Origin of the sequence: Microbispora sp. NPDC046933, assembly GCF_040644635.1 — a bacterium.
Taxonomy (GTDB): domain Bacteria; phylum Actinomycetota; class Actinomycetes; order Streptosporangiales; family Streptosporangiaceae; genus Microbispora.
The window spans coordinates 314181-339865 of sequence record NZ_JBEYWW010000002.1; the positions used below are offsets into that span (position 1 = coordinate 314181).

The window sequence follows — 25685 nt, forward strand, 5'->3', positions numbered from 1 at the left end:
GGACATGAGGCGTCAGGTTCTGAGGCGTCAGGTCATGACGGGCGGCATGCCGTCCTCGGCGTCGGCCGCCTCGACCTCCTCACGGGAGATGCCGAGCAGGTAGAGGATCGAGTCGAGGTATGGCACGTTGACCGCGGTGTCGGCGGCCTGCCGCACGATCGGCTTGGCGTTGAAGGCGATGCCGAGCCCGGCGACCGCGAACATGTCGAGGTCGTTCGCGCCGTCGCCGATGGCGACGGTCTGGCTCAGCGGGATGCCCGACTCGGCGGCGAAGCGCTCCAGCGCGCGGGCCTTGCCCGGACGGTCCACGATCTCGCCGACGACCCGGCCGGTGAGCCGGCCGTCCACGACCTCGAGGGTGTTGGCGGCCGAGTAGTCGATGCCGAGGTCGGCCACGAGGGAGTCGGTGATCTGGGTGAAGCCGCCGCTGACGATCGCGAAGCGGTAGTCGAGCCGCTTGAGCGTGCGCACCAGCGTGCGCGCGCCGGGGGTGAGGACGACCTCCTTGACGACCTTCTCGAAGACCTCCTCCGACAGCCCTTCGAGCAGCGCGACCCGCCTGACCAGCGACTCGGCGAAGTCGAGCTCGCCGCGCATGGCCTCGTCGGTGACCCGGGCGACCTCGTCCAGGCAGCCGGCGTGCCGGGCCAGCAGCTCGATGACCTCGTTCTGGATCAGCGTCGAGTCGACGTCCATCACAATGAGGCGCTTGGCCCGGCGGTACAGGCCGCTGCGCTGCACGGCCACGTCCACCTGCTGCGCCGCCGCCTCCGCGGCCAGTTCCGCCCGCATCGCCTGGGGATCGGCGCCGGACACGGCGAGCTCGATGCACGTCACGGGATAGCTCGACAGCCGTTCGATCCTGTCGATGTTGGCGCCGCTCGCCGCGATCCGGCCGGCGATCCCGGCCATGGCGGCGGGCAGCAGCGGCGCGCCCAGGACGGTGACGTGCAGCCGTCCGCGTCGCCGCTTCTCCTTGGAGGTCGTGCCGGTGGCGATCTCCAGGTCCATGTCGAGGTCGGCGGCGACCTGTTCGACGGCCGTCCACAGGCCGCCGATCGTGCCTCCGGTGCCGGTGGGCGGTCCCCCGGCGTAGGCGACGAGCACGCCCAGGGTGAGGCGGCCTCGGATGACGACCTGCTCCACGTCGGCCACGACGACCGGGAACCCGGCCAGTACGGAGAACAGCCGCGAGGTGACGCCCGGGCGATCCGGACCGGTCAGCGTGATCAGGAGCGTGCGCTGGTTCACGTTGTTTGAGGTTACTGCGCGGCTTGTCATGAGCGCGCACGAGGTTCACGATGCGGACGCCTTCATGCCCCCGCTCTGAGGGTCCGCTGTCATTTCCGCATGTCGTCATGGTGGTGGGCCGCGAAGCAGGCCAGGCCGGGACGCCCTGCGCCGCCCGCCTCATCGTGGCCGGCACCCCCCGAGGAAGGACGCGACGCGCATGACGATCTCTCTGCAGTCTGGACAATCCGTTGGCTCCGGCCGCTACACCGTCGGGCTCGCCGAGAGCGCCGCCGACCTGCGTGCGGCCCAGCGCCTGCGGTACGAGGTGTTCGCCGGGGAGATGGGCGCCCGGCTCGACTCCCCCCTGAGCGGGCTCGACGTCGAACCGCTCGACGCGTACTGCGACCACCTCCTCGTCCGCGAGGGGGACACGGTGGTCGGCACCTACCGCCTGCTGCCGCCCCGCCGTTCCGACCGGCTCTACTCCGACGGGGAGTTCGACCTCGGCGCGCTGGAGGGCCTGCGCGGCGACCTGGTCGAGGCCGGGCGCACGTGCGTGCATCCCGACCACCGCGGCGGCACGGTCGTCGCCCTGATGTGGGCCGGGATCGCGCACTACATGACCAGCCGCGGGCACGCCTGGCTGGCGGGCTGCTGCTCGGTGCCCCTGGACGACGGCGGCGCGGTCGCCGCCGGGGTCGTCGACCGGGTCGAGCTGGGGCCCGAGGAGTATCGCGTCACGCCGCACAGGCCGTGGCGCGACGCCGGGATCTCCCGCCCCGACCGGTTCGTGCTGCCGCCGCTGCTGCGCGGTTACCTGCGTCTCGGCGCGTGGATCTGCGGCGCTCCCGCCTACGATCCGGACTTCGGCACCGCGGACTTCTTCGTGCTGCTCTCCGTGGCCGACGCCGATCCCCGCTACCTGCGGCACTTCCTGGGACGGACGCGGTGAGCGCCGTCGCGCACCTGCCGGCGGCCTCCTCCGCCTGGCTGCCGGCGTCTCCCTGCACGCCGGGTGTCTGCCTGCGCGCGCAGGCGCGTGCGGCCGGCCCCCTGCGCCGGGCGGCCCGCCTGACGGGCGCGGCCGCCGTGCTGCTCGCCGGCCTGCCGGTCGCGCTCGCGCTGGGCCGTACGGCACTGCGCGGGGCGGTCACGACGCGCTGGTCGCGTCTGCTGCTGCGGGCCCTCGGCGTCAGGATCGTGACGCACCGCGGGTTCTCCTGCATCGGGGGTTCGGCGCGGGCGCGAGCCGTGCCGGGGGAGGACGGGCCGGCCCTGCTCGTTGGCAACCACGTCTCCTGGCTCGACCCCCTGGTCATCACGGCCACCTTCGCCTGCCGGCCACTGGCCAAGGCGGAGGTGGGCAGGTGGCCGATCGTCCGCACGCTCGCCGCCGGGGGCGGCGCGCTGTTCATCGACAGGGACAGGCTGTCCGCCCTGCCGGGGGTGGTCGCGGACATGGCCGCCGCGCTGCGGCGCGGCGAGAGCGTGGCCGCGTTCCCCGAGGGCACGACGTGGTGCGGACGCGAGATGGGGCGCTTCCGGCCCGCGGTGTTCCAGGCGGCGCTCGACGCGGGGGTGCCCGTGCGGCCGGTGGCGCTGCGGTTCCTGGAGGGCACTGCGGTTCATGGAGGCGCTGCGGTTCATGGGGGCAAGGGGGAGCGGGCGGCCCTTTCCACCCGGCCGTCGTACGTCGGGGACGACACGCTGCTCGCGTCCGTCCTGCGGATCGTCGCGACCAGGGACCTCGTCGCGGAGGTGACGGTCTTCCCCGCCGTACGGCTGGACCGCGCGGCCGCGTACGGCGGGCGGGCCCGCCGTGGGGAGGCCCGGGCGGCGCTGGCGCGGATCGCCGAGGCTCAGGTCAGAACGGGGCTCGTGGAACCCGAGGAGCAGGCCGTGGCGGCCTGACCCGGAGGTGCCGCACGAACGCCGGCGCCCGCCCGGGGAGGCCGGGCGGGCGCTGTGGATCAGGGGGATCGTCGTGAGCCGAGGGGAGCTCAGCGGGTGATCGTGCTCTTCGTCTTCACCCAGCCGATGCTGTCGCCGAACTCGCTGAGCAGTTCCTTCGGGTCGGTGTTCAGTGACGTGTCGGTGACCGCGCCGCCGAAGTAGCCGTAGAGCTTGCCGCGGGCGGACCCGCTCACCTGGGCCTTCGCCCAGAACGTGTAGCTCCCGCCCTTCTTCAGACCGGGCAGCACGCACAGCGCGCGGGTCCGCTCCCGCGTGCACTGCTCGTGGTAGCGGGAGCCCTTGGGGACGTAGATCCGGGTCTTGGTGACGTTCTTGGGGAACTTGACCGCCAGGAAGATCTCGTTGGTCCTGGTCCTGAGCTTGTTGACGAGCTTGACCTTGAAGGTCACCACGCGCCCGGCGCGGACGCCGTAGGGATAGCTGACCTGGATGCGGACGGGCGCCGACGCCGCCGTGGACGAGGTGGACGCCGCGACCGCGGTGGTCGTGGTGGTCGCGGTGGTCGTGGTGGTCGCGGCCGACGCGGCGGAGGCGGGCGCGCCGGCCGCGACCAGCGCGCCCGCGGCCAGTGGCGCGGCCAGCAGCGCGGTCGGCTTGCCGATGAGGGTACGCATGCGGTCAGCCTTGACGATCGAGATCACGGTTCGGTCACGTGTCACAGGATGAGATGGCTGTCGCCGAACTCGTGCCAGAGGTAGCCCTCCTCCAGCGCCGCCTCGTACGAGCGGGCCAGCACTTCGGTCCCGGTGATCGCCGACAGCATCATCAGGTGGCTGGAGCGGGGCTCGTGCATGCCCGTGACGAGGCCGTCCACCGCTCGCACGCCTCCCGCCGGCGTGACGACGTGCGACGTCCAGCCCGACGCCGCCCGCACCGTGCCCGGGGTGGGGGTGTCGAGGGCGGCGGTCTCCAGGGCCCGTACGACGGTCGTGCCGACGGCGATCACCCGGCCCCCGTGCTCGCGAGTGATGTTCACCACCCGTGCCGTCCAGGGGGAGACCGAGAACCACTCGGGATAGGGCGGTTCGTCCTTCTCCGGCGACGCGACCCCGGTGTGCAGCGTGATCGGTGCGACGCCGATCCCCCGGCCGACCAGGGCGGTGACGAGTTCCGGAGTGAACGGCCGGCCGGCGCTGGGCATCTCCGCGCTGCCCGGCTCGACCCCGAAGACCGTCTGGTAGTCGGCGAGCGGCCAGTCGCGCCCCACGTAGCCATACCGGATGGGCACGCCGTACGCCGCGAGGTAGGAGAGCACGTCGCGGTCCAGGAGCGTACGCCACAGGCGCGGCGTCTCCTGCGCCAGCAGGCGCAGCGTGGCCCCTCCCGGCAACGGCAGCCACTCCCCGGGCGCGGCGCCGGAGTAGGGCTCCGTCGCCGTCCCCGTACGGCGGCGCAGCTCGACCAGCCACTCGCCGGACGCGAGCCGTCCGGAGAAGTGGACGGCCAGCCGGTCGAGCCGCACCGCCGCGGGGAGGGTGGCGGAGTTGTTGACCACCAGCAGGTCGCCGGGGGACAGCAGCGACGGCAGGTCGGCGAACACGTGGTGGGTGACCTCGCCGGTGTCGCGGCGGGACACCAGCAACCTGACCTCGTCGCGGCGCAGCCCGCGCGCCTCCGGCGGTTCGTGCGCCTCCAGCGGCGCCGTCAGCGCGAACTCGAACGATCCCCCCGCCCCGTACGGCCGGATCGCCGGATCGGGGGCGGTCATTCCAGCTCTCCCCGGGTGAAGCGGCCGGGGGCCGGGCGGGTGCCCACGAGGCGCAGCAGCGCCGGCACCACGGTCTCGGGCGGCGGCGCGGCCCCGGCCTCCTCCGGGCCGACGGCGTCCGTCAGCATGCGGGTGCGCATCTCGCCCGGGTCCACCCACCAGACCGCCACATCGGGCTCCTCGGCGGCCAGGACGTGCGACACCTGGTCGAGGGCGGCCTTGGTCGCGCCGTAGCCGCCCCAGCCCTCGTACGCCTCCACGGCGGCGTCCGAGGAGATGTTGAGGATCGCGCCCCTTCGCTCGCGCAGCGCGGGCAGCGTGGCCTGGACCAGTGCGAGCGGCGCGATCACGTTCGTCTCGAACAGCGCGCGCAGCGCGTCCAGCGGGTAGTCGGCGAGCCTGGGCAGCGGGGCGGGGCCGAGCCCGCTCGCGTTGTTGACCAGGAGATCCAGTTCGGGCGCGGACTCGGCGAGCCTGGCCACGTGCGCGGGGTCGGCGACGTCTCCGGGGATGGCCCGGGCGCCGAGGTCGAAGGCCGCCGACATCAGGTCCTCCTCGCCACGCGCGGTGAGCAGGAGCGACCATCCGTCGGCGGCGAGCGCCCTGGCGAGAGCGAGTCCCAGCCCTCGCGATGCTCCGGTGATGAGTGCGTGCTTCATGCGCTTCACGCTAGAAATCAGCACGTCAGGCACACATCGGACCGAGGTCTCGCCGTCGCTCGGCAGTTGGGTCTAGGACCGGCGGCCGACGCGGGCCCCTCTGCGGTGGACCTAGTCTGTGTGCGTGCCCGAGCCCACCGATGCCACCGCGCCCGAAAAGGCCGGCACCGCCTCCGACGAGCCGGTTCACCCCGTGCCCGAAAAGGCAGGCGCCGCGCCCGAAAAGGCAGGTGCCGCGCCCGGGCTCGGCGACGACGCGCCCGGGCGGGACGCGCGGGACCGTGACGCGGTGCTGCACGCGGTCAGCTCGGCCGTGCTCGCCGTCACCCGTCACCTGTCGGTCCGCGAGGTCCTCCAGGTGATCGTGCGGTCCGCGGCGCGGCTGCTCGACGCGAAATACGCCGCGCTCGGCGTCCCGGACGACGACGGCGCGTTCGCCGAGTTCGTGGCCGAGGGCATCTCCGACGAGCAGTGGGCGGCCATCGGCCCCACCCCGCGCCAGCACGGCATGCTGGGCGCGATGCTCCGCGAGGGGACGCCGGTCCGGCTGCCCGACATTCGCAGGGATCCCCGGTTCGAGTGGTGGCCGAAGGCCCATCCCGTGCTCAAGGACTTCCTGGGCGTGCCGATCATGGACGGCGGAACGGTCCTCGGGATCGTCTTCCTGTCCAACAAGCGGACGCCGGGCGGGTTCGACGAGGCCGACGAGGAACTCCTGACGTTGTTCGCGGCGCACGCCGCCATCGCGATCACCAATGCCCGGCTGTACGAGCGGGGGCGCGAGCTCACGGTCGTCGAGGAACGCACGCGGATGGCCCGTGAGCTGCACGACGCCGTCAGCCAGAAGCTGTTCTCGTTGCGGCTGACCGCGCGGGCCGCCGCCGCGCTCGCCCGTACGGACCCCGAGCGGGCGGCCGAGGCGATCGAGCGGGTCGAGCGGATGGCGGGAGAGGCGCTGACCGAGCTCCGTGCGGTGATCGTGGAGCTGCGCCCACCCGAACTGGACCGGCACGGCCTGGTGGAGAGCCTGCGCAAGCAGGTCGCCCTCCTCGACCGCCTGCACCCCATGACCGTCGCGTTCTCGGCCGAGGGCGAGCCGCCCGGCGACCCCGGCCTCGGCAGTGCCCCCGATCTGGCGCCCGAGATCGAGGTCGCCGTGCTCCGGGTCGCCCAGGAGGCGCTGCACAACGCCGTACGGCACGCCGGGGCCACCCGCATCGACGTACGGCTCGCGTACGACGACGCCGGGCTCGTGCTGGAGGTGCGCGACGACGGCGCCGGATTCGACAGCGCCGGCCTGCACGGGGGCGGGGTCCACGGCCTCGGGCTGCTGTCCATGAGCGACCGGGCCCAGGCCGTCGGCGGCACGCTGTCGGTCTCCTCCGCGCCCGGCCGCGGCACGACCGTACGACTGGAGGTGCCCGCGTGATCCGCGTGCTCATCGCCGACGACCACCCCGTCGTACGGCAAGGCCTGCGCACGTTCCTGGAGATCCAGGAGGACATCAGCGTCGTGGGGGAGGCGGCCGACGGCGCCGAGGCCGTCGAGATGACCGGCGCGCTCGCCCCCGACGTCCTGCTGCTCGACCTGAAGATGCCGGTGCTCGACGGTCTCGGCGCGCTCGCGGAGCTTTCGAGCCGCGCCCTGCGGGACGTGCGGGTGATCGTCCTCACCTCGGTCAGCGACCGCGGTGACGTGGCCCCGGCCATGCGGGCGGGCGCGGCGGGCTTCCTCTACAAGGACGTGGATCCCGGCGCCCTCGTCCAGGCGATCCGGGCGGTGCACGGCGGCCAGGTCCTGCTCGCGCCGGAGGCGGCGGAGGCGATGCTGGCCGGTCAGGACCACGAGCAGGACGGGGCGGGGGCGGCGCTGACCGACAGGGAACGCGAGGTGCTGCGGCTGCTGGCCGCCGGCCGTTCGAACCGCGAGATCGCCCGCGAACTCGTGGTGGCGGAGAAGACGGTGAAGACCCACGTCTCCAACGTGCTCATGAAGCTCGGCGTGCAGGATCGCACCCAGGCCGCGCTCTACGCCGTACGCCACGGCCTGGCCTGAGCACCCGCAGGCTCACCCCGCCTGCTCACCCCGCCAGCCGGGCGCCGCGCCGCCAGACGGCCCGGATGTTCAGGGTGTCGCCGATGGCCGTGGTGGGGTCGCCGTCGACCAGGAGGAGGTCGGCGCGCAGCCCTGGGGCGATGCGCCCGCGGTCGTCCAGCCGGAACCGCCGGGCGGTGGCGGCGGTCGCCGCGTGGAGCGCCGCGGACGGGGCGAGACCGGCGCGGACGAGGTATCCCAGTTCGTGGTGCACGCTCGCGCCGTGCGCCAGCCCGCCGAGGAACGGCACGGGAATGGAGGTGTCGGTGCCGACGAGGACGTCCACGCCGGCCTCGTGCAGGGCCGCCACGGACGCCAGCACGTCGTCGAGCCTGCCCTGGGGGTAGCGGTTGAAGCTGCCGCGAAGGGTCTTGTCCCAGCGGTCGTCGAGACGCCTGCTCACCCGCGGGTCGTCGGCCAGCGCCTCGCCGGTCATCCCCATCAGCGAGGCGTTCAGGCAGACGCACGCGACGACGAAGGCGCCGGAGTCGGCGATCATCCGGATGATCTCAGGGGTGTGCGGGCGGTCCATGAACAGATGGGCGAGGCCGTCCACGCCCGCCTCGATCGCCATGCGGGTGGCGTCGACGGTGAGCGCGTGGGCGATGGCGAGCATCCCGTGCCGGTGGGCCTCGGCGACGCCGGCGTCCAGTGTCGCCTGGTCGAGCATGGGAAGGCCCGGATGCCCCTCGACCGTCCCGTCGTCGACCATGAACTTGATGTAGTCCGAGCCCGAAGCCACGAGGCGAGGAATCCACGCCACCGCCTCCTCGGGAGTGGTCACGTGGGGTTCCGGGGGAGGGCCGGCCTGCCACCGGTCATCCGGCGCGCCGTCCCCTGCGGACGCCCGGCCACCGCGCCCGATGAAGGGACGGATGTCGAAGTCCTCGGGGACCAGTTCGCTGGGATGCCCGCCCGGCGCCGTGAGGCCGAAGCCGGCGGAGCGGACGTCGGCGAGTGTGTCGTCGTCCTCGATGTGGGCGCGGCTGTGCCGGGTGTGCCCGCCCTGCATCTCGAGTTCCGTCGTCACGCCGAACGTCAGGGCGAGCGCGAGAGAGTCCTCGCTGGTGTGGACGTGGGCGTCGATCAGGCCGGGGAGGAGGGTCGCCCCGGCGGCGTCGACGACCTCGGCGTCGGAGGGCATGTCGCCTCCCACGGCGAGGATGCGCCCGTCGCCGACGAGCACCCCGGCGGGGCCGATCGGCCTCTCGCCGTCGAACACCCGGGCGTTGACGATGGCTGTCTTCATGGTGGGTCCAGTCTGTCGAGCTGATGCATAGGGCCCTATGTAAACAGAAACATAGGGTCCTATGCAACGGGCGCGCACGGTGTCGGTAGCCTTTTGCCGGGCGGTGGACGGGCATCCCACGCGGGAGATGCCGTCGCGTGCCCATGGCGGACGGCCGGTCGAGCGGGAAAGAGGCGCCGATGGAGGGCGAGGGGGAGCGCTGGGCCCCGGAGCGCTATGCGGCGTTCTGGATCAACCACTCGTCGAGGAAGGTGACCCGCCTCCATGAGCTGCGGCTGCGCCCCCTCGGGCTGAGCATGGCGAACGCCGCGGTGCTTCTGACGCTGGCCGAAGACGGCCCGCTGTCGCAGAAGGACCTGACCCGGTTGGCGCGGGTCGAACAGCCGACGATGGCCGAGATGCTGTCGCGGATGGAACGCGACGGCCTGGTGTGCCGGCAGCGGAATCCCCGTGACCGGCGGGGCAGCCTTTTCTCCGTCACCGACCTGGCGCGGGACCGGCTCGACCTGGTGCGCGAGGCGCTGCTGCAGGGGGAGCGGGACGTGCTGTCCGGTCTCGCCGCCGAGGAGGCCGAGCAACTGATCCGGCTGCTCCGGCGCGTGGCCGACAACGTGGACCAGGCGGCCGCCCCGCTCCAGTCGCCCCGATAGCCGTCCCCTCCGCACGCTTCGGCGGAAGGCGGTAGTTCGTCTCGCGAATTGGTTACTCTGGACCGGTGAGTAAGGATATCGACGGCCAGATCGGGACGGTGGCCGCACTGGTGCGGTCCACGTTCCTGGTGAATGCCGTGTACGTGGATTCCGCCCGCGAGTACGGCATCACCCAGCAGCAGGGCCAGTTGTTGTGCGTCCTGATGGCGCAGCCCTATGGCATGAGCGAGCTGGGTGCGATGCTCGGCCTGGCGAAGTCGAGCCTGACCGGTCTGGTGGACCGCAGCGAGCGCAACGGACTGGTCCGGCGCAACCCCGACCCTCAGGACTCCCGGGCGGTGCGGGTGTCGCTCACCAGGCAGGGAGCCAGGCTGGCCGACGAGTTCTACACCGAGACCTGCCGCCGCGTCGAGGAACTGACCTCGGGGTTGGCCCCGGCGGAGCGTGACACACTCGCCGCCCTGCTCGGCCGTGTCGTGACGGACAACAAGGTCCCCACCGTCTTCATGGAACCCGACTCCACGCGCTGAGGTTGCAGTTCGTGCTACGAACTAATATGGTTCGTAGCACGAACCCTATTTCTTGGGGAAAGGCAGAACGTTGTCAGCACATGACGTCGTCTTCGGTTTCGGTGCGCACCCCGGCATCGACGACATACCCGAGCTGCTGCGCATGGCCCAGCAGGCCGACCGGGACGGGCTCGACATCTTCACGTTGTCGGACCATCCCTACCTAGGCGGACGTGTGGACGCCTACGCCGCGCTCGGCTTCATCCTCGGGCGTACGCGGCACATCGCCGGGTTCGCCAACGTCACCAACCTGCCGACCCGGCCCGCTCCCATGCTGGCCAGGCTGGTGACGTCGTTGTCGGCGCTGTCGGGCGGCCGGATCGTGCTCGGCATGGGCGCGGGCGGACTGTGGGATCGCATCGTCGACATGGGGGTGCCGCTCCTTTCGCCCGGCGACGCCGTGGACGCCTTCGAGGAGGCGATCGTCCTGGTCAAGCTGCTGTCGGGCGGTGGCCCTCCGGTCACCTACCAGGGCAAGCACTACCAGATGAACCGCATCGAACCGGCCCCCGTGCCCGCGCCGCCCGTGTGGACCGGATCGGTCGGCCGGAAATCCCTGGCCGCCACCGGCCGGGTGGCCGACGGCTGGATCCCCGGCCACGCGGCGGACTGGCTCAGCGAGCGATACCGCACGTCGCGGCCGGTCATCGACGAGGCGGCGGCGTCCGCCGGCCGCGATCCGCGCGAGATCCGGACGGTCTTCAACTTCCCCGGGCGCATCACCGACCGGCCGCTGCCCGCCACCCGCGACTCCGACGGCCGCTGGATCGGCGGCTCCGTCGGCCAGTGGGTCGAGGAACTGACCGGGGCCGTGCTGGAGCACGGCGCGTCGGGCTTCACGCTCTTCTCCGCCGACCACGGCACTCCCGACCTCACCCTCCTGGCCCGCTGGGCCCAGGAGGTCGTGCCCGCCGTCCGCGAGGCCGTCGCGAAGCAGTGAGCCCGGCCCGGGCGCACGTCGTCAGACCTGGGACTCCACGATCGCGTTGTGCGCGGCCACTCTGGCCCGCCGTACGGCTCGGTCGAGGTCGCGCAGGGCCTGCCCCCGGACGGCGACCTGCCCGGAGGTGAGCCCCCGCTCGTCGGCGAGGCGGAGCGCGGCCGACAGCCGGGCGGCGAGGGCGCCGACCCGGTGCGCCCTGCCCGGATAGCCGGGGGCGAGGGCCTCGCCCGCGCGGTCGAGCGCGTCCGGCGTCGGGAAGCCCTGCGCCGGGCCGCTCACGCCAAGCAGCGCCTCGGTGGCGGCCATCATGGCGGTCCGCAGCGCCTGCTCCGCCTCGGCCAGCGACGGCACGTCGGGCGGGACGGCCGACGCCTCGGCCACGATCCAGCGGATCCCGGAGTACGACGAGCCGCGCCGGTCGGCGGACGGCACGAGACCGAGGCACCGGCCGGGCAGCACGGCCACGACGGCCTGGCCGGCGTCGATGGCGGCGCCGTTGAAGGCGGGCGGGCCGGTGAGCCCGAGCGGGTCGCCGGGGACCGGCAGGGCCAGCCGGAACGCGGCGAGCCCCTCGATCCGCCGGTCGACGAGGTAGGCGAGCAGGGGGGTCTCGACGTCGTCCGCCGCCACCACCTGCGGCCCGGCCTCGCGCTCGACGCGGTCGAGGGCGTGCTCCAGGCTCACGTGTCCCCCGAGCCAGGCGTTGCCCCAGGCGACGAGCGTGGCGGAGATCGGTGAATCGATGCGCACCCGATCCACGATATGTGGTCGGACTGCCATAGTTTTATCTCAGCGAACCACGGGAGGGGGACCACATGGGCGGTCAGGTGCTTCAGCTTCAGGACGTGGCCGTCCGCAGGGACGGCGCCGCCCTGCTGCGCGGCATCGACTGGAGCGTCCGCGAGGACGAGCGCTGGGTGGTGATCGGGCCGAACGGCGCGGGGAAGACGACGCTGCTCCAGGTGGCCGCGTCGCTGCTGTTCCCGTCGGAGGGCTCGGTGGAGATCCTCGGCGAGCGGCTCGGCCAGACGGACGTGTTCGACCTGCGGCCCCGGATCGGCCTGGCCAGCGCGGCCCTGTCGGAGCGCATCCCGCCGGACGAGAAGGTCATCGACCTCGTGCTCACCGCGTCGTACGCCATCCTGGGGCGGTGGACGGAGGAGTACGACTCCCACGACGTCACCCGGGCGGTCGAGCTCATCGACCAGCTCGGCTGCGCCCATCTGATCCGGCGGCGCTTCGCGACGCTGTCGGAGGGCGAGCGCAAGCGGGTGCAGATCGCCCGGGCGCTCATGCCCGACCCCGAGCTGCTGCTGCTCGACGAGCCCGCCGCCGGGCTCGACGTGGCGGGCCGCGAGGATCTGGTGCGCCGCCTCGGCGCGCTGGCCCGCGACCCGAAGTCGCCCACGATGGTCCTGGTCACCCACCACGTCGAGGAGATCCCGGCCGGGTTCACCCACGTGCTGCTGCTGCGGCACGGCTCGGTCGTCGACCAGGGGCCGATCGAGTCGGTGATGACGCCGGAGAACCTGTCCGCGACCTTCGGCGTGCCGCTGCACCTCGACCGCGGCCAGGAGGGCCGCTGGTACGCCCGTCCCCTCTGACCTCCGCGAGAAGCCCGGCGCCTACCCTTGGCGGATAGCCGTACAGCGAGGGGCGCGCCGTGTTCTGGACTGAGGAGCGCGCGGGAGCGAAGCGACCAAGCACGACGAGGGCTGTGCTCATCGCGCGCCTCCGGCACGACCAACGGCATCGAAGCGCCCAGAGCAGCCGAGCGAAGCGAGGCAGGAAAACAGGGAGAGGTGCGAGTGACGCCGTGGGATGCGGCCGTGGTCTTCGCGGCCGGTGTCGGGGCCGGGGCCATCAACGCCGTCGTGGGATCGGGTTCGCTCATCACGTTCCCGACGATGCTGGCCGTCGGCTTCCCGCCGATCGTCGCGAACGTGTCCAACAACGTCGGCCTCGTCCCCGGCGGTGTGACCGGGGTGCTCGGCTACCGCGCCGAGCTCAAGGGCCAGCGTGAGCGGCTGACCCGGCTCGGCGTCGCGTCCGTGATCGGCTCGCTCGCGGGCGGGGTGCTGCTCCTTCGCCTGCCCGCGGAGGCGTTCAAGGTCATCGTCCCGGTGCTCATCGCGGTCGCCTGCCTCCTGGTGGTGTTCCAGCCGAGGATCAACGAGTGGCTGGCCGTACGGCGCAGGCCGCACCCCCACGGCGGGCCGTGGCTGTGGCTGGGCGTCCTCGGCGCCGGCATGTACGGCGGCTACTTCGGCGCCGCTCAGGGCATTGTGCTGATCGGCCTGCTCGGCAGCGTCCTCGACGAGGACCTGCAACGGGTGAACGCGGCGAAGAACCTGCTGTCGCTGCTGGTCAACGCCACGGCGGCGGTGCTGTTCGCGTTCATCGCGCCGGTGGACTGGGCCGCCGTGCTGATGGTCGCGCTCGGCTCGGCCGTCGGCGGCTTCCTCGGCGCCCGCCTGGGCCGCCGGCTGCCCGCACCCTTGCTGCGGGGATTCATTGTTGTCATCGGAATCGTGGCGATAGTGAAGCTGGTGTCCTGAAAGGGTATGTCTGCCCTTGTGAAGGGCGACCGGGTGGAGATCGTCATCGATGCGGGGGGAACTCCGCGCACCTACGAGGTGGTCGCGACCAGGGCGGGCCGCCGGATCGAGATCACGACGGGCCGGGGAGTGGTCGAGGTCAGCGAGGTCACGCGGGCGGGCACTCCCGTCCGCACCGCGAGGTTCATGTCCAACCGCGTCCTCGCGCTGGTCGAACATCCGGCGGACGACCGCGGCCCGGACACCGGCTGACCCGGGTCCGGACAAGCGGTCACTGTACGGTCTCTGTGTTGGTCATTCCGCGGGACGGACCTGGACGACGCCGTCCTGCCGCAGCCGGGTCTGGAAGGCCGGCTGGCGCGACGTCGCGGGACCATGCATGACCCGGCCGTCGGAGATGCGGAAGGCGCTGCCGTGCCACGGGCAGACGATGCAGGCCTCGCCTTCCTCCATGGCGACCCGCCCCTGGTGGAGGGGGCCGGCGAGGTGGGAGCAGTTGTCCGCGAGCACGCTCACGTCGTCGCCGAGACGCAGGACGAACAGGTCGATGTAGCCGAGTCGCCGCCGGACCGGCCGTCCGTTGGGCAGGTCCTTGAGCGCGCACAGGTCGTGCCAGCCGAGCGGCATGAGGTGGCTGACCGACTCCGCGTGGTTGGCCCCGGCCGCCTGGCGGTAGGACATGTGGCTGCCGAGGTGCGCGCCCGCGGAGGCCGCCGCGAGTCCCGCGTACGCCAGCATGCGCCCGGCGCGTTCGCGTCCCGTCATCCGTAAGAAAAGAGAGCCCGTGTAGCAGAGCGCCGCGGTGGCGTTGGTCATGGCGTGCACGAAGCCCACGCGCTGCTGTTCCCGATGGAGGGTGGACCAGTCGGTGAGGCCGGCCGCCACCGTGGGAACTGCGGTGCCCAGCCCCGCCAGGATCAGTGTCCGCGCCGCGCGTGAGCCCGTGTTGGTCATGTCCACCACGCTCGCCGACAGCCAGCAGCCGAAGGTCGTCACGGCGAGCGCAGGATGCAGCGGGTGTCCGATGGGCACCCCGTGCAGGACGTCTCGGAGCTTTCCCGGGCCGAGCCTGCGGCGCACCTTCTTGGATATGACGTTGATCGGCCGGTCGAGCGCGGTGGCCCGCTCGAGCCCGTCGAGGAGCTCTGCCGAAGGGACCCTCCGTGCCGTACGGCCCGCACGCGGCCTGGTCGTCTCTTCCATGTTCCGCCCCCTAACACGGGATCACGTACCCCCGCGTCACGGGTGTGAACATGGACAGGCATGAGACGGTATGTGCGAGTTTCGGGCCGGTACGCTGCCGGTCAGGGGGCCAGATGACCCCGGGCGACCGAGCCGGCGACCAGCTCCGCGGCGTACTCGCCGAGCGTGGCAGACCCCTCCGCGATGAGCCGCACCTTCTCCATGACCTGGTCGGCCGTCACCTTGTAGAGCGACCATGTGCCGCCCTCGTTGTGGTGGTTGGCGATGATCGGCGCGAGCCGGTCGAGCGCCCTGGCGAACCTCGCCTCCGGTGTGCGCCGCTCCTCGAACTCGTCCCACAGGGCCCGCAGCCGCGCCCCCTGGTCCTCGGGAAGCAGCCCGAAGATCCGTTCGGCCGCCGCCCGTTCGAGGGCGGCCTGCCCCTCGACCGCGACGGGGTCGTAGATGAAGGTGTCGCCGGCGTCGATCTCCACGATGTCGTGGACGAGCAGCATCTCGACCACCCTGGACATGTCGGTCCCCGGGGGCGCGTGCTCGGCCAGCGTCATCGCCATCATGGCCAGATGCCAGGAGTGCTCGGCGTCGTTCTCCCTGCGCGAGCCGTCGATCAGCGAGTTCCGGCGGATGACGCGCTTCAGCTTGTCGATCTCCATGTGGAACGCGAGCTGGGACTGGAGCCGTTCGTGGATGAGCGCGGTCGTCACCCGCGCAAGCCTAACCGGTCACGATCACCTTCCGCCTGATTCACGGGCGCGTGCCGCGCCGGGCGCCTCGACGCCCGCCGGGCACTGCGAGTGGCGCACCTCCGCCTGGCTCACGACACGTCCCGTCCCGTCGCAGCCGTGAGAGCGTCAGACGGCGAAGAGCGTGTCAGCCGGTGACGAGCGTGTCAGCCGGTGAAGAGAGCGTCAGACGGTGAAGAGGCGGCCGACCTCCTCCAGTTCGCGTACGAGGTCGAAGCGGGGGTCGCGGTAGTGGCGGGCCCCGAAGCCGGTGCGGCTGACGGTCCATTTCAGCTCGCGCGCCCACCTGTCCTGGTCGGCGCACAGCGCCAGGTCGGCCATCGTCATCCGGCTTTTGATCAGTGATAACCAGGCGGCACCGGGGGGATTCATCAAGAGACTCCTTTCGGATGGGTGCCAAGTGGAGATCTCGTCGTCCTGAACTCGTCGTACGGAGGGCGCGTTCCACTGCCGGAACGGCCCATTCGGTGATCGCTGCTCGTGCAGTGCGAGCGCCGGCGACGCCGGCCGAATGTCGAAATCCCGCTGGCCCGGATGCCTCCCGTTGTCACGCGCATCCGAGGCGGCCGGCGCCCCTCGCCGGGCGCGTGCCCCGGATGGGGAAGCGGGCCTCGGAGTATTTCGCCGGCGACCGCCGGCGCCCCCACACTCCGGAAGACCCTTCCCGCATCGATCGTGACTCAGGACGCAATCCCCTGCAATACTTGCCGAAAAGAAATCCGCAAGAATCTTGTGCGGATGCGCTGCAAATTACCGTGCAACTTGCACGAGCGGGCGCGGTAATCTTCGAAGAGGGCGCCCCTCACCCGCGCGCCCGATCCGCCAGGGCGCGCCCACCATCCGTGCGTCCACCGGAACCACCGGATTCACCGGACGAAGGAGGTCGGACGGGATGCCCGAGCACGGCAGTCCCACCGTCCGCCGCCGGCGGCTGGGGCAGGAACTGCGCCGGTTGCGCGAGCGCGCCGATCTGACGGGCGACCAGGTCGCCGCCCGGCTCGGCTGGTCGGCAGCGAAGATCAGCAGGATAGAGACGGCGCGCACCTCGCCGAGAACCGCAGACGTTGAAGCGCTGCTCGTGATCTACATGGTAGATTCCCGCCAGCGCCAAGAGCTGCTCGCCCTGCACCGGGACGCGACCCGGAAGGGCTGGTGGGAGGATTACCGCGACTCCCTGCCCAAGGAATACACGACGTTCCTTGGCCTGGAGGCCGAAGCCACGGCGGCACGCGACTGGGAACCCCAGGTGGTGCCGGGCCTGTTCCAGACAGAGGCGTACGTCCGAGCCATGATGGAGAGCGGACAGCGGAGCACCCTAGAGGCGCCGGGCGGCGTCCGCAGCCGGATCGAGGTCCGGATGGCGCGCCAGCAGGCGGTTCTCAGGGCGGAGAGCCCGCTGGCCATCTCGGCCGTCCTGGAGGAGTCGGTCCTGCTGCGCCGGTTCGGCGACCACGAGGTGATGCGGGAACAGCTCAGGCGGCTGATCGAGGTGTCAGAGCTGCCGAACGTCGAGTTGCGGATACTTCCGCTCGACGCGGACCACCCGATCAACACCGGGGCGTTCTGCCACCTCAAGCTGCCCGAGTTCCATGACGTCGTGTACCTGGAGGCACTCCTGGGCGGGCGTCTGGTCGAGGACGAGGCGATCGTCTACCGGTACGAGGTGGCATTCGACTACCTGGAGACGAAAGCCCTCGACGTGGACGACTCCCGCCGGTTCTTGGAGAAAACTGTCCGCCACTGGCGATAGCCAGCTCTAGACCGCCCCGGAAACCCGCGCGTGTTGTTTTCGGGGGGAGAGAAACATTGTCCATGAACTCGATTGACCTGTCCGGCGCCGTCTGGTGGAAGAGCAGCCGGAGCGCCAACAACTGCGCCTGTGTGGAGGTGGCCGTGCTGCCCGACGGCCATGTGGGTGTGCGTGACAGCAAGAACCAGGACGGTCCCGCTCTCATCTTCACCTCCGCCGAATGGGACGCGTTCATCGGCGGCGTGAAGGACGGCGAGTTCGACCTTTAGTTCTCGGCCTGGCTGACCATCCCGGCGGCCAGGCCCTTTTTCTTCCTCCTGATGATGCCTACCGCCCAGCAGATGGCGGTGGTGACTACAACAGCGATTGAGGCAAGGGCTGAGGCCGATGGCCCGTTGCGACGAGGCAGGATTGTCGCCGAAGGAACGGCTTGCGAGGATCGGATAGTCTGGTATTCCTCGTCTATGACTTTCCAGAATCGGCGCTTACGTGCATTGTTCGCGACTGCGAGACGAGCCATGCGGGTATCCGTCCAGAAGTCGTATCCCATTCGTTGGGAAAAGAGCGCGCTTCGTGCGTTTGACCGAAGCATTTGAGTAGAGGTCTCCCCGACCTCGTACATCATTTCCCAGTAAGACACGATCAGATTCAAGTAGAGTCGCTGCCGTAATGTCTGCGCCTCATGTTCTGATTCGGTGCCGCCCCAACAGGCGAGAAGCTCGCGATTGTTGATGGCCATTTCCATCAACTGGAAATGGTGGTTGCGTTCTATTTCTTTTCTTGTCGCCCGGGCCTGCCTGGTCTGCAGTATCAGGGAGGCTGCGACTCCCGTCAGGGCGAGGGCAGACAGGATCGCCGAAGCGGCGCCATATGTCTGCCCGATATAGCTGAGCTGCTCCCAGTCCACATCGGCGGAAGCCGCGATCTTGCTCATGGCGGCGGGGGAGGCGATGGTGAGTGCTGCTCCGACTAGCACGGTAAGCACCGTCAGCGTTATTGGGAGCAGGTAAGCCGGCTTGTGAGTGCTGCGACGACGGAGCCCTGACACCCCGCAATCATGTCATGTCAATTCCTCACCGGACAGGCGCTTGGGAGCCGGCGCCGAGGCTCGGGAGGAACGAAGCAGCGCGTACGGCCCGCGCCCGGAAAGGGGCGCGAGCCGTACGCGAGGGGAAGGGGGTCAGGCGAGGCCGAGCCCCTGGGCGACGCGCTGGCCGAGGTCCTTGTGGATGTTGGTCCAGTACTCGACCACGCGCTTCTTCATGTCGGCGGTGACCTCGGGAGCCGAGGCGTGGCCGACGATGTTGCTCACCATGTGGTCGCGGTCGACGTCCGAGAGCACGTTCTCCCACAGGGCCCGCGGCTGGACGTAGTCGTCGTCCTCCCGGTGCCTGACGTGGGCGCTGCGGATGATCTCACCGGCGACCCCGTAGTTCTCGCCCTCGTAGAGCGACGGGTCGGCCGCGGGGCCGTTGACGCTGTTCGGCGCGTAGACCGGATCGCCCGGGTTGCGGTAGCGCATCTGGCCGTCGCGGTTGTAGCTGTGCACCGGCACCTTCGGCGCGTTGACCGGAAGCTGCAGGTAGTTCGGCCCGATGCGATAGCGATGGGCGTCCGGGTAGGAGAACAGCCGGCCCTGGAGCATCTTGTCCGGCGAGGGGCCGACGCCCGGCACCAGGTTCGCCGGCTCGAAACCCGCCTGCTCGACCTCGGCGAAGTAGTTCTCCGGGTTGCGGTTCAGCACGAACCGGCCGATCGTGATCTCCGGGTAGTCGGAGTGCGGCCAGACCTTGGTGAGGTCGAAGGGGTTGAACCGGTAGTCCGCCGCGTCCTCGAACGGCATGATCTGGACGTTGACCTTCCACGCCGGGTGGTCGCCGTTCTTGATCGCGGTGTGCAGGTCGCGGATGTGGAAGTCCGGGTCCTCCGCCACCAGTGCCTTTGCCTCGGCGTCGGTGAGGTTCTCGATGCCCTGCTCGGTCTTGAAGTGGTACTTGACCCAGAACTTCTCGCCGGCGGCGTTGTACCACAGGAAGGTGTGCGACCCGAAGCCGTGCATGTGCCGCCACGTGCGCGGCGTGCCGCGGTCGGTCATGAGGAACGACACCTGGTGGGCGGACTCGGGCGACAGCGTCCAGAAGTCCCACTGCGTGTTGTTGTCGCGCGTGTGGGTGTCGGCGCGGCGCTTCTGCGAGTGGATGAAGTCGGAGAACTTCGAGGGGTCGCGGATGAAGAAGATCGGCGTGTTGTTGCCGACGATGTCGTAGTTGCCGTCCTCCGTGTAGAACTTGATCGCGAAGCCGCGGGGGTCGCGTACGGTGTCGGCGCTGCCCAGCTCACCCGCGACGGTCGAGAACCGCAGGAAGAGCTCGGTCTCCTTGCCCTTCTGGAACAGCTTCGCCTTGGTGTATCGGCTGACGTCCTCGGTGATCCGCAGCACGCCGTACGCGCCGCCGCCCTTGGCGTGGACCACGCGCTCGGGGACCCGCTCCCGGTTGAAGTGGGCCATCTTCTGGATCAGGTAGTGGTCCTGCAGCAGCAACGGCCCGTTGGGGCCGACGGACAGCGAGAACTCGTCGCTGGGGGCGGGAATCCCGGCGTCAGTGGTGGTGATGGGCCTGTCGGTCATTGGGCTGTCCTCCGGTTTGTTCCATCGGGCGGAGTCACTTCATCGGGAGTGCGGAAAGCAGGGGGCGCGAGGCTCAGACGCGGGCGGTGTCGGGCCGGGCGCTGCGGGCCTCGGCGCGGCACGGGGGGCACAGGCCCCAGTAGATGACGTCCGCCTCGTCCACCAGGTAACCGGCGTCCGACGCCGGCTCCAGGCAGGGCGCGTGCCCCACCGCGCAGTCGACGTCCGTGACTCTCCCGCAGTGGCGGCAGACGAGGTGGTGGTGGTTGTCGCCCACCCGCGTCTCGTACCGCGTCGGGCTGCCCGCGGGCTCGATGCGGCGGAGCAGTCCGCCGCGCTGCAACGCGTTCAGCGAGTCGTAGACGGCTTGCAGGGACACCTGGCCGACGCGTTCGCACACACCGCGATGGATGGCTTCCACGTCGAGGTGGTCGCCCTCGCCCACGGTCCGCATGATCGCCAGCCGGGCCGCGGTCACCCGCAGTCCGGCCTGGCGAAGGCGCCCGGCGTCGTCCACAGCCCCCACGCTAGCAGCAAACTTGAATGACTCAAGTAAAGGAACTCTCCCAGTTTCTTGCCCCACGATCTCCCACGGGCTCCCCGGATGTCGGCGGGAGATGGCATGCTCGGGTGCCGTGAGACGTCAGCCCCTCGCCCTGTCCCTGTTCGCCCTCCTCGCGGCTCCCCTCCTCGTCGCGGGGTGCAGCCCGGCGGAAAGCGAGCCCGTCCCCAGTGCGTCGCAACCGGAGGTCAAGACCGCGACGCCGTCTCCCAAGCCGCAGCGGCGGCCCTTCACGATCTCCTTCGCGGGCGATGTGCACTTCGAGGGCGTCCTGCGCAACCGGCTCAACGCCGACCCGCGTACGGCGCTCGGCCCGATCGCCGCCGTGCTGCGCAAATCCACCCTCACCGCGCTCAACCTCGAGACGGCCATCACCACCGCCGGTACGCCCGCGCCGGGCAAGCAGTTCACCTTCCGCGCCCCGGCCACGGCGTTCGCCGCGCTCAAGGCCGCCGGGGTGGACGTCGTCACGATGGCCAACAACCACGGCATGGACTACATGGAGAGCGGCCTGAGGGACACGCTCGCCGCGATCAGGTCCTCGAAGTTCCCCGTCATCGGCATCGGCGCGAACGAGACCGAGGCATACCGGCCCTACCGCAGGACGGTCAACGGCAACCGGGTGTCGATCATCGGCGCGACCCAGGTGCTCGACGAGCAGTTCATCCAGTCGTGGACCGCCTCCGGCGACAAGGGCGGGCTCGCCTCGGCGAAGAACGAGCCCCGCCTCCTGCGTGCCGTACGGCAGGCCCGCAAGAACTCCGACACCGTCATCGTGTTCCTGCACTGGGGCGCCGAGCTGGTCAAGTGCCCGACGCCGGTGCAGCGGAGCCTGGCCGCCAAGCTCGTGGCCGCGGGGGCCGACGTGATCGTGGGCAGCCACGCGCACATCCTGCTGGGCGGCGGTTACTCCGGTCAGGCGTACGTGCAGTACGGCCTGGGCAACTTCGCCTTCTACAACTGGGGCCCGGACACCGGGGCGACCGGTGTGCTCACCCTGACGATCAACGGCAGGAAGGTGCTCAAGGACCAGTGGACCCCCGCCCGGATCAACGGCGGCGTGCCGATTGCCCTGACGGGCGGCGCCAAGCAGCAGGCGCTCGGCGCCTACCAGGCGCTGCGCGGCTGCACCGGCCTGTCGGCCGCACCCGCCGACTCCTGAGGTGGTGCCTAACGGAATCTTGCCGCAATTCAGACGACTGGCCGATAAGCGCTGACCATGGCGCGTGAAACAGGCAAGATGGGTGGGTGTCCAGCCGGTACGTGAGGGAAGCAGGCGGTCCCGCTTTCGCTGTCGAGCATTGTGCCGCCGACGAAAAATGGGGCCGTGGGGGTGGTGAGGGGATGTCGCCGCGCTCGTCGCATCCCGGAGAGCCGCTGCGGAGGCGTCCTTCGCAGCGTCGCAGCGCCCGCAGGGTGGAGCGGATGCTCGACGCCTGCGCCGAGTTGCTCGACGAGGGCGGGTACGACGCGTTGACCACCACCAGGGTGGCCGAGCGGGCCGGGGTGGCGATCGGCTCGGTCTACCAGTTCTTCCCGGACAAGCGGGCGCTCAGCCAGGCCCTGACGCGGCGCAACGTCGAGTTGTTCGTCGCACGGGTCGGAAGCCGCTTCATGGTCGAGGACTACGCCGGCTGGTGGGACGCCGTCGACGCCATCATCGACGAGTACGTCGAGATGCACCGCAGCGTGCCCGGGTTCCGTTCGCTGCACTTCGGCGAGGTCTTCGATCTCGACCTCCTCGACTCCGTGGCCGACAACAACACCGTGATCGCCGGACGGCTTCGCGCGCTGCTTCTCGCCGAATTCGGACTGGCGGACAGTGAGGATTTGGACCGTGCCATCATCGTCGCCGTCGAGGCCGGCGACGCGGTGCTGAAGCTCGCCTTCCGGCACGACCCGAACGGCGACCCGGGGATCGTGGCCGAAGCCAAGCAACTCGTCCGCGGATACCTGTCCCGTCAGCTCGCCTCCGCCGTCTCACCGCCCGAGTGACGACGCGCCCCCCTCGTGCTGCGGGGCGGGGGTCCACGTGCCGGAGGCGTACGGCTGTCGTCGGGCGGCCCGCCGCGGAGAGTGTGGGATCGCTCGCGGGAGGCGGACGGGTGTCATCGGGTGGCTCGCCGCGAAGAGCCCGGGTCCGCCTCCGGGAGGCGGGCGGTGACCCGCGGCGGGAGGCGGGCGGTGACCCGCGGCGGGAGGCGTCGGTGGCTACGGGCGGCTCACTCGCGGGGGCCGCCGGGATCGCCCGGCGCCCGCGGGCCGGGTACGGCGCGGGGGACGCCGATCGAGGGCCACAGCCCCGGCGCGGTGCCCTGGACGTAGGCGGTGTTCTGCCACGACCTGGTACGGGTGCGCGGCGGTATCGTGAGCTCCCGCGTGTCGTCCTCGTCCGTCAGGCTCGGCTGTCCCTTCCTGGCCGCGTCGCCGCGGCACCCAAGAGTCGCCGCGGGCTCGACTCTCAGCTCCATCATCTGCAGCTTGGCCTGCAGCCGGGCCAGTTCGGCGCGGGCCTGGTCGAGCGCCTCGTACTGGGCCGTGACGAAGCCGGCGAAACCCGGAACCACGGCGGCGAGCACCGTTGTGGAGGCGAGAGTCAGTATCACCCGCTTGGACATGCTGTAACGCTCCTCGCCGAGCTTCGATTGGCACAGGCGTGGTGCGATATGCCCGGCTATCTGCTGAGAAAAGCGCATAGTAGCCAAACGTGTACTAATTGTTGCTTCGGCAATGCCTGGTGTTGTCCTGCGAAAACAGGCCGGGATCGGTAGCCTCGGCTCTGTGGCACATGTGACAAATGAGCAGGTGGACCGACTGCTCGAACAGGCCCTGCTGCTCGATGACCACGGTGCCCTCGCCCGCCGCCTCGACGCGCTGGCCCAGGGGTACGAGTCGGGAGAGATGTCCAGGGCGGCGATCCTCGTGCTCGCCGCGGAGGAGTGGCGCCAGTCCGGTCAGCCCGCGACCGCCCTCGACCGCTACCAGAGCGCCCTGGAGGACGGCGGCGAGGTGCCGGTGGATCCGCGTGCGGGCATCGCCGACACGCTGTTCGAACTCGACCGGCCCGAGGAGGCCAGGGCCGTGATCGCCGCGATCAGGGCAGGGGACTGGAACCCGGCCACCGCGCTGACCGTCGCCGAGACGCTCGTGGCGTACGGCGACCTCGATGCGGCGCACGAGTGGGCCACCGACGGCATCCGTGCCTGTGGCACGGGATCGGGCACGCGCGCCTGCGGCGCGACGGGGCCCGGCATCCGCGACTCCCTGCTGCGCACCCGCTACCGCATCCGGGTCGATCTCGGCCTGCCCGAGGACGATCTCGACGCCCTCCTCGACGTCTCCCGCTGACGCTCTCGGCCTCCGGCTCTGCCTGAGGGCCTCTCACCGCGCCCCGGAGCGTTCCACGGGGACGTGCGCCGGGAACAGCGGAGGGGGCGGGTCGCGCTGGTGCCGGCTGCGTGCGGCATGCGGTGTGAGGACATGTGAAAGGGGCCGTGAGTCACGGCCCCTTGAGTCTCGCTGTCTTCGGTTTCGCTGCTTCGGTTCCGTCTGTCTTCGGTGTCGCTGTCTTAGGTTTCGCTGTCTTCGGTGTCGCGGAGGCCGAGGCCGCCGCAGGGCACCGTCCTCGCGCGTCTGTCCGTGGCGTACGGCCGGATGGAGGGTTACGGCAGGAGCTTCTTGCCGGTCGCGGTGGCGAGATCGGTCACCGCGCGCGTGCCCGTCGCCTTGGTGAGGGCGGCCGGGGCGGTGATGTCACCGTTCTGCTGGCGCGTGGCCGCCTTGGGGTACTCGCGCGGCTGCAACCGCGGCACGTGCCGGCCGTCCGCCGCGTCGGGCTGCACGGCCGGTGCGGTCCCCCGCCCGCGCGCGCCGTCCTGCCGCTGACGCCTGTCCTTGGCTCCCTTCTTGCGCTCGCCCTGGGGCAGGGAGGCGTTCCGCGTGCCGGTCATCGGCCGGCCTGCCTGACCCGGCTGCGCGGCCGCATGGTTGGAGGCCTGGTTGGAGGCCTGGTTGGAGGCATGGTTGGCGGCACCGTTCCCGGCCTGTTCCGGGGGCACGGTCCCGGGCTGCTTGTGGGGGTGGTGCGCCTTGCGGTGGCGGTGCTCCCTGACCGGGAAGGTCTTCGTGCTCTGCTCCTGGCCCGAGGCGGCGCTCTGCGAACTGCTGCTGTTGGAGACGCTCTGAGGCGCGGGAGCGCCCTGCGTTCCCTGGTTCTGCGCCTCCGGCTTCTGCGCCTCCGGCTTCTGCGCCTCCGGCTTCTGCGCGCCCCGCTTCCGTGCCTCCGGCCTCCGCGCCTCCGGGTTCTGCGACCCCGGATTCTGAGACCCGGGGTTCTGCGACACCGGTGACGCCGGGCCCTGGGCGGAGTCGCCGCGGGACGCGGAGCCCGCCGGCTCGCCCTCCGGCTTCGGATGCCGGTGGCTCTTCTTCGGATGCCCCTGCGTGGCGGGGTGCTCCCGCTCCTCGGCGGCCGGCGCGGTCCGCAGCGCCTGCGGCACGCAGGTGCTCGCGGTGCTGGGCTTGGCGGGTGCGACGGCAAGGAGGGGCACGGTGCTCGTGGCCGGGAACAGGGTCTTGGCATCCGCCGCGGGAACGGCGGGCGCGCGGCGCGGTTCGGAGACGGCCGTGGCGCCGGCGACGGCGTTGTGCACCGGGGCGGAGACGGCGTTCGCGGGCGCCGAGAGGGTCTTGGCGTCGGCCGGCAGCGTCTTCGCGCCCGCCGGTGCGGGCAGCGCCGCCGCGCCGCCGGGTATGGCGGGGGCGGCCTTGGCGGTGCCGGGCACCGCGCTGGACACGCTGCCGGGCATTGTGCCCGGCAGCGTACGGGGGCCTGGCACGGCCGGCAGCGCCGCCGGCCCCGAGACGGTCCTGGCGGTGGTGGCCGAGCCGGCGGGAAGCGAGTTGTGCCCCTGGCCGGCGGCAGCTCCGGCCGCGTCGGCGATGCTCAGCACGCTCGCCGCCGGAGCGAGGGTGGCCAGCCCTCCCGCCGGGTCGCGGCCGGTGACGTCATGGGCTGTGACGTCGCGGGCTGTGACGTCGCGGCCGGTGACGCCCTGGCTTTGGGCCCGGCAGGCGTCGGCCAGCGCACCGCCCTTCGCCATCGCCGGGCCCCCGGTCAGCCAGCTCACACCGGCAGTGACCGCCGCAAGCGCGACGCACC

General features: G+C 71.2%; 29 protein-coding genes. 15 read left to right on the forward strand and 14 right to left on the reverse strand.

Annotation, left to right across the window (positions count from 1 at the left end):
- Positions 1–27 precede the first annotated feature (27 nt).
- Positions 28–1251, reverse strand: a complete 1224-nt coding sequence (gene serB / locus ABZ857_RS03885) for a phosphoserine phosphatase SerB (protein ID WP_357037036.1) — start codon at positions 1249–1251, stop codon at positions 28–30.
- A gap of 199 nt (positions 1252–1450) precedes the next feature.
- On the opposite strand from serB, the gene ABZ857_RS03890 reads away from it, so the two are divergent.
- Both ABZ857_RS03890 and ABZ857_RS03895 read left to right on the forward strand, forming a co-directional pair.
- Complete coding sequence (locus tag ABZ857_RS03890) at positions 1451–2185, forward strand: GNAT family N-acyltransferase (RefSeq protein ID WP_357037039.1); 735 nt, start codon at positions 1451–1453, stop codon at positions 2183–2185.
- Positions 2182–3144, forward strand: a complete 963-nt coding sequence (locus ABZ857_RS03895; protein ID WP_357037042.1) for a lysophospholipid acyltransferase family protein — start codon at positions 2182–2184, stop codon at positions 3142–3144. The genes ABZ857_RS03890 and ABZ857_RS03895 overlap by 4 nt, the downstream gene beginning before the upstream one ends.
- An 89-nt stretch (positions 3145–3233) precedes the next feature.
- Here ABZ857_RS03895 and ABZ857_RS03900 read toward each other — a convergent pair whose 3' ends face one another.
- From ABZ857_RS03900 to ABZ857_RS03910, 3 genes are read right to left on the reverse strand one after another with little or no spacing between them, the layout of a single operon-like run.
- The gene (locus tag ABZ857_RS03900; RefSeq protein ID WP_357037045.1) at positions 3234–3821 is read right to left on the reverse strand and encodes a hypothetical protein; all 588 of its coding nucleotides are present in this window, start codon (positions 3819–3821) and stop codon (positions 3234–3236) included.
- 41 nt (positions 3822–3862) lie between these two features.
- On the reverse strand, positions 3863–4915 hold the full coding sequence (locus ABZ857_RS03905) for an S-adenosylmethionine:tRNA ribosyltransferase-isomerase (protein ID WP_357037048.1): 1053 nt from the start codon (positions 4913–4915) through the stop codon (positions 3863–3865).
- Positions 4912–5574 (reverse strand): SDR family NAD(P)-dependent oxidoreductase, encoded by a 663-nt coding sequence (locus ABZ857_RS03910; protein ID WP_357037051.1) that lies wholly within the window; start codon positions 5572–5574, stop codon positions 4912–4914. Before ABZ857_RS03910 ends, ABZ857_RS03905 begins: the two co-directional genes overlap by 4 nt.
- 124 nt (positions 5575–5698) lie before the next feature.
- On the opposite strand from ABZ857_RS03910, the gene ABZ857_RS03915 reads away from it, so the two are divergent.
- Together ABZ857_RS03915 and ABZ857_RS03920 are read left to right on the forward strand one after the other, a co-directional pair.
- A complete protein-coding gene (locus tag ABZ857_RS03915) occupies positions 5699–7003 on the forward strand; it encodes a GAF domain-containing sensor histidine kinase (protein ID WP_357037054.1) in 1305 nt (434 codons plus the stop codon).
- The gene (locus ABZ857_RS03920) at positions 7000–7629 is read left to right on the forward strand and encodes a response regulator transcription factor (protein WP_357037057.1); all 630 of its coding nucleotides are present in this window, start codon (positions 7000–7002) and stop codon (positions 7627–7629) included. Before ABZ857_RS03915 ends, ABZ857_RS03920 begins: the two co-directional genes overlap by 4 nt.
- 25 nt (positions 7630–7654) lie before the next feature.
- Here the strand turns inward: ABZ857_RS03920 and ABZ857_RS03925 are convergent, their stop codons facing one another.
- Entirely contained in the window at positions 7655–8917 is a 1263-nt protein-coding gene (locus ABZ857_RS03925; protein ID WP_357037060.1) for an amidohydrolase family protein, read from the reverse strand.
- Positions 8918–9060: 143 nt separating this feature from the next.
- Between ABZ857_RS03925 and ABZ857_RS03930 the strand changes: the two genes are divergently transcribed.
- From ABZ857_RS03930 to ABZ857_RS03940, 3 genes are all read left to right on the forward strand, one after another.
- The gene (locus ABZ857_RS03930; protein WP_357037398.1) at positions 9061–9567 is read left to right on the forward strand and encodes a MarR family transcriptional regulator; all 507 of its coding nucleotides are present in this window, start codon (positions 9061–9063) and stop codon (positions 9565–9567) included.
- Between the two features lie 65 nt (positions 9568–9632).
- Positions 9633–10097 (forward strand): MarR family transcriptional regulator, encoded by a 465-nt coding sequence (locus ABZ857_RS03935; RefSeq protein ID WP_357037063.1) that lies wholly within the window; start codon positions 9633–9635, stop codon positions 10095–10097.
- A 70-nt stretch (positions 10098–10167) separates the two neighbouring features.
- Entirely contained in the window at positions 10168–11076 is a 909-nt protein-coding gene (locus ABZ857_RS03940; RefSeq protein ID WP_357037066.1) for an LLM class flavin-dependent oxidoreductase, read from the forward strand.
- Between the two features lie 21 nt (positions 11077–11097).
- On the opposite strand, the gene ABZ857_RS03945 is transcribed toward ABZ857_RS03940, so the two are convergent.
- Complete coding sequence (locus ABZ857_RS03945) at positions 11098–11829, reverse strand: hypothetical protein (RefSeq protein WP_357037069.1); 732 nt, start codon at positions 11827–11829, stop codon at positions 11098–11100.
- A gap of 65 nt (positions 11830–11894) precedes the next feature.
- Here ABZ857_RS03945 and ABZ857_RS03950 point away from each other — a divergent pair, with 65 nt between their 5' ends.
- From ABZ857_RS03950 to ABZ857_RS03960, 3 genes are all read left to right on the forward strand, one after another.
- The gene (locus tag ABZ857_RS03950; RefSeq protein WP_357037072.1) at positions 11895–12683 is read left to right on the forward strand and encodes an ABC transporter ATP-binding protein; all 789 of its coding nucleotides are present in this window, start codon (positions 11895–11897) and stop codon (positions 12681–12683) included.
- Positions 12684–12887: 204 nt separating this feature from the next.
- Positions 12888–13637, forward strand: a complete 750-nt coding sequence (locus ABZ857_RS03955) for a sulfite exporter TauE/SafE family protein (protein WP_357037075.1) — start codon at positions 12888–12890, stop codon at positions 13635–13637.
- Between the two features lie 6 nt (positions 13638–13643).
- Complete coding sequence (locus tag ABZ857_RS03960) at positions 13644–13889, forward strand: hypothetical protein (protein WP_211591737.1); 246 nt, start codon at positions 13644–13646, stop codon at positions 13887–13889.
- Between the two features lie 42 nt (positions 13890–13931).
- Here the strand turns inward: ABZ857_RS03960 and ABZ857_RS03965 are convergent, their stop codons facing one another.
- The 3 genes from ABZ857_RS03965 to ABZ857_RS03975 all read right to left on the reverse strand — a co-directional run bounded on the left by ABZ857_RS03965 (position 13932) and on the right by ABZ857_RS03975 (position 15955).
- Complete coding sequence (locus tag ABZ857_RS03965) at positions 13932–14840, reverse strand: Rieske (2Fe-2S) protein (RefSeq protein WP_357037078.1); 909 nt, start codon at positions 14838–14840, stop codon at positions 13932–13934.
- A gap of 101 nt (positions 14841–14941) precedes the next feature.
- Positions 14942–15493 carry an HD domain-containing protein gene (locus tag ABZ857_RS03970; RefSeq protein WP_357037400.1) on the reverse strand — a complete coding sequence of 184 codons (552 nt, stop codon included), beginning with the start codon at positions 15491–15493 and terminating at the stop codon, positions 14942–14944.
- Between the two features lie 255 nt (positions 15494–15748).
- Positions 15749–15955 (reverse strand): hypothetical protein, encoded by a 207-nt coding sequence (locus ABZ857_RS03975; protein WP_142563375.1) that lies wholly within the window; start codon positions 15953–15955, stop codon positions 15749–15751.
- A gap of 520 nt (positions 15956–16475) precedes the next feature.
- On the opposite strand from ABZ857_RS03975, the gene ABZ857_RS03980 reads away from it, so the two are divergent.
- A complete protein-coding gene (locus tag ABZ857_RS03980; RefSeq protein ID WP_357037083.1) occupies positions 16476–17333 on the forward strand; it encodes a helix-turn-helix transcriptional regulator in 858 nt (285 codons plus the stop codon).
- 62 nt (positions 17334–17395) lie between these two features.
- Positions 17396–17602, forward strand: coding sequence for a DUF397 domain-containing protein (locus tag ABZ857_RS03985; protein ID WP_357037086.1), 207 nt, complete (start codon positions 17396–17398; stop codon positions 17600–17602).
- On the opposite strand, the gene ABZ857_RS03990 is transcribed toward ABZ857_RS03985, so the two are convergent.
- The 3 genes from ABZ857_RS03990 to ABZ857_RS04000 all read right to left on the reverse strand — a co-directional run bounded on the left by ABZ857_RS03990 (position 17599) and on the right by ABZ857_RS04000 (position 20479).
- Positions 17599–18267, reverse strand: a complete 669-nt coding sequence (locus ABZ857_RS03990; RefSeq protein ID WP_357037089.1) for a DUF6082 family protein — start codon at positions 18265–18267, stop codon at positions 17599–17601. The two genes, ABZ857_RS03985 and ABZ857_RS03990, sit on opposite strands and share 4 nt — an antisense overlap.
- Before the next feature lie 246 nt (positions 18268–18513).
- Positions 18514–19962 (reverse strand): catalase, encoded by a 1449-nt coding sequence (locus ABZ857_RS03995; protein WP_357037092.1) that lies wholly within the window; start codon positions 19960–19962, stop codon positions 18514–18516.
- 73 nt (positions 19963–20035) lie between these two features.
- Complete coding sequence (locus ABZ857_RS04000; RefSeq protein WP_357037096.1) at positions 20036–20479, reverse strand: Fur family transcriptional regulator; 444 nt, start codon at positions 20477–20479, stop codon at positions 20036–20038.
- 118 nt (positions 20480–20597) lie between these two features.
- On the opposite strand from ABZ857_RS04000, the gene ABZ857_RS04005 reads away from it, so the two are divergent.
- Both ABZ857_RS04005 and ABZ857_RS04010 read left to right on the forward strand, forming a co-directional pair.
- The gene (locus ABZ857_RS04005; protein ID WP_357037098.1) at positions 20598–21686 is read left to right on the forward strand and encodes a CapA family protein; all 1089 of its coding nucleotides are present in this window, start codon (positions 20598–20600) and stop codon (positions 21684–21686) included.
- A gap of 263 nt (positions 21687–21949) precedes the next feature.
- Positions 21950–22519, forward strand: a complete 570-nt coding sequence (locus tag ABZ857_RS04010; protein WP_357037101.1) for a TetR family transcriptional regulator — start codon at positions 21950–21952, stop codon at positions 22517–22519.
- A gap of 227 nt (positions 22520–22746) precedes the next feature.
- Here ABZ857_RS04010 and ABZ857_RS04015 read toward each other — a convergent pair whose 3' ends face one another.
- A complete protein-coding gene (locus ABZ857_RS04015; protein WP_357037103.1) occupies positions 22747–23142 on the reverse strand; it encodes a hypothetical protein in 396 nt (131 codons plus the stop codon).
- 163 nt (positions 23143–23305) lie between these two features.
- Here ABZ857_RS04015 and ABZ857_RS04020 point away from each other — a divergent pair, with 163 nt between their 5' ends.
- The gene (locus ABZ857_RS04020; RefSeq protein WP_357037106.1) at positions 23306–23872 is read left to right on the forward strand and encodes a tetratricopeptide repeat protein; all 567 of its coding nucleotides are present in this window, start codon (positions 23306–23308) and stop codon (positions 23870–23872) included.
- A 314-nt stretch (positions 23873–24186) separates the two neighbouring features.
- Here ABZ857_RS04020 and ABZ857_RS04025 read toward each other — a convergent pair whose 3' ends face one another.
- Positions 24187–25653 carry a hypothetical protein gene (locus tag ABZ857_RS04025; RefSeq protein WP_357037109.1) on the reverse strand — a complete coding sequence of 489 codons (1467 nt, stop codon included), beginning with the start codon at positions 25651–25653 and terminating at the stop codon, positions 24187–24189.
- Positions 25654–25685 lie beyond the last annotated feature (32 nt).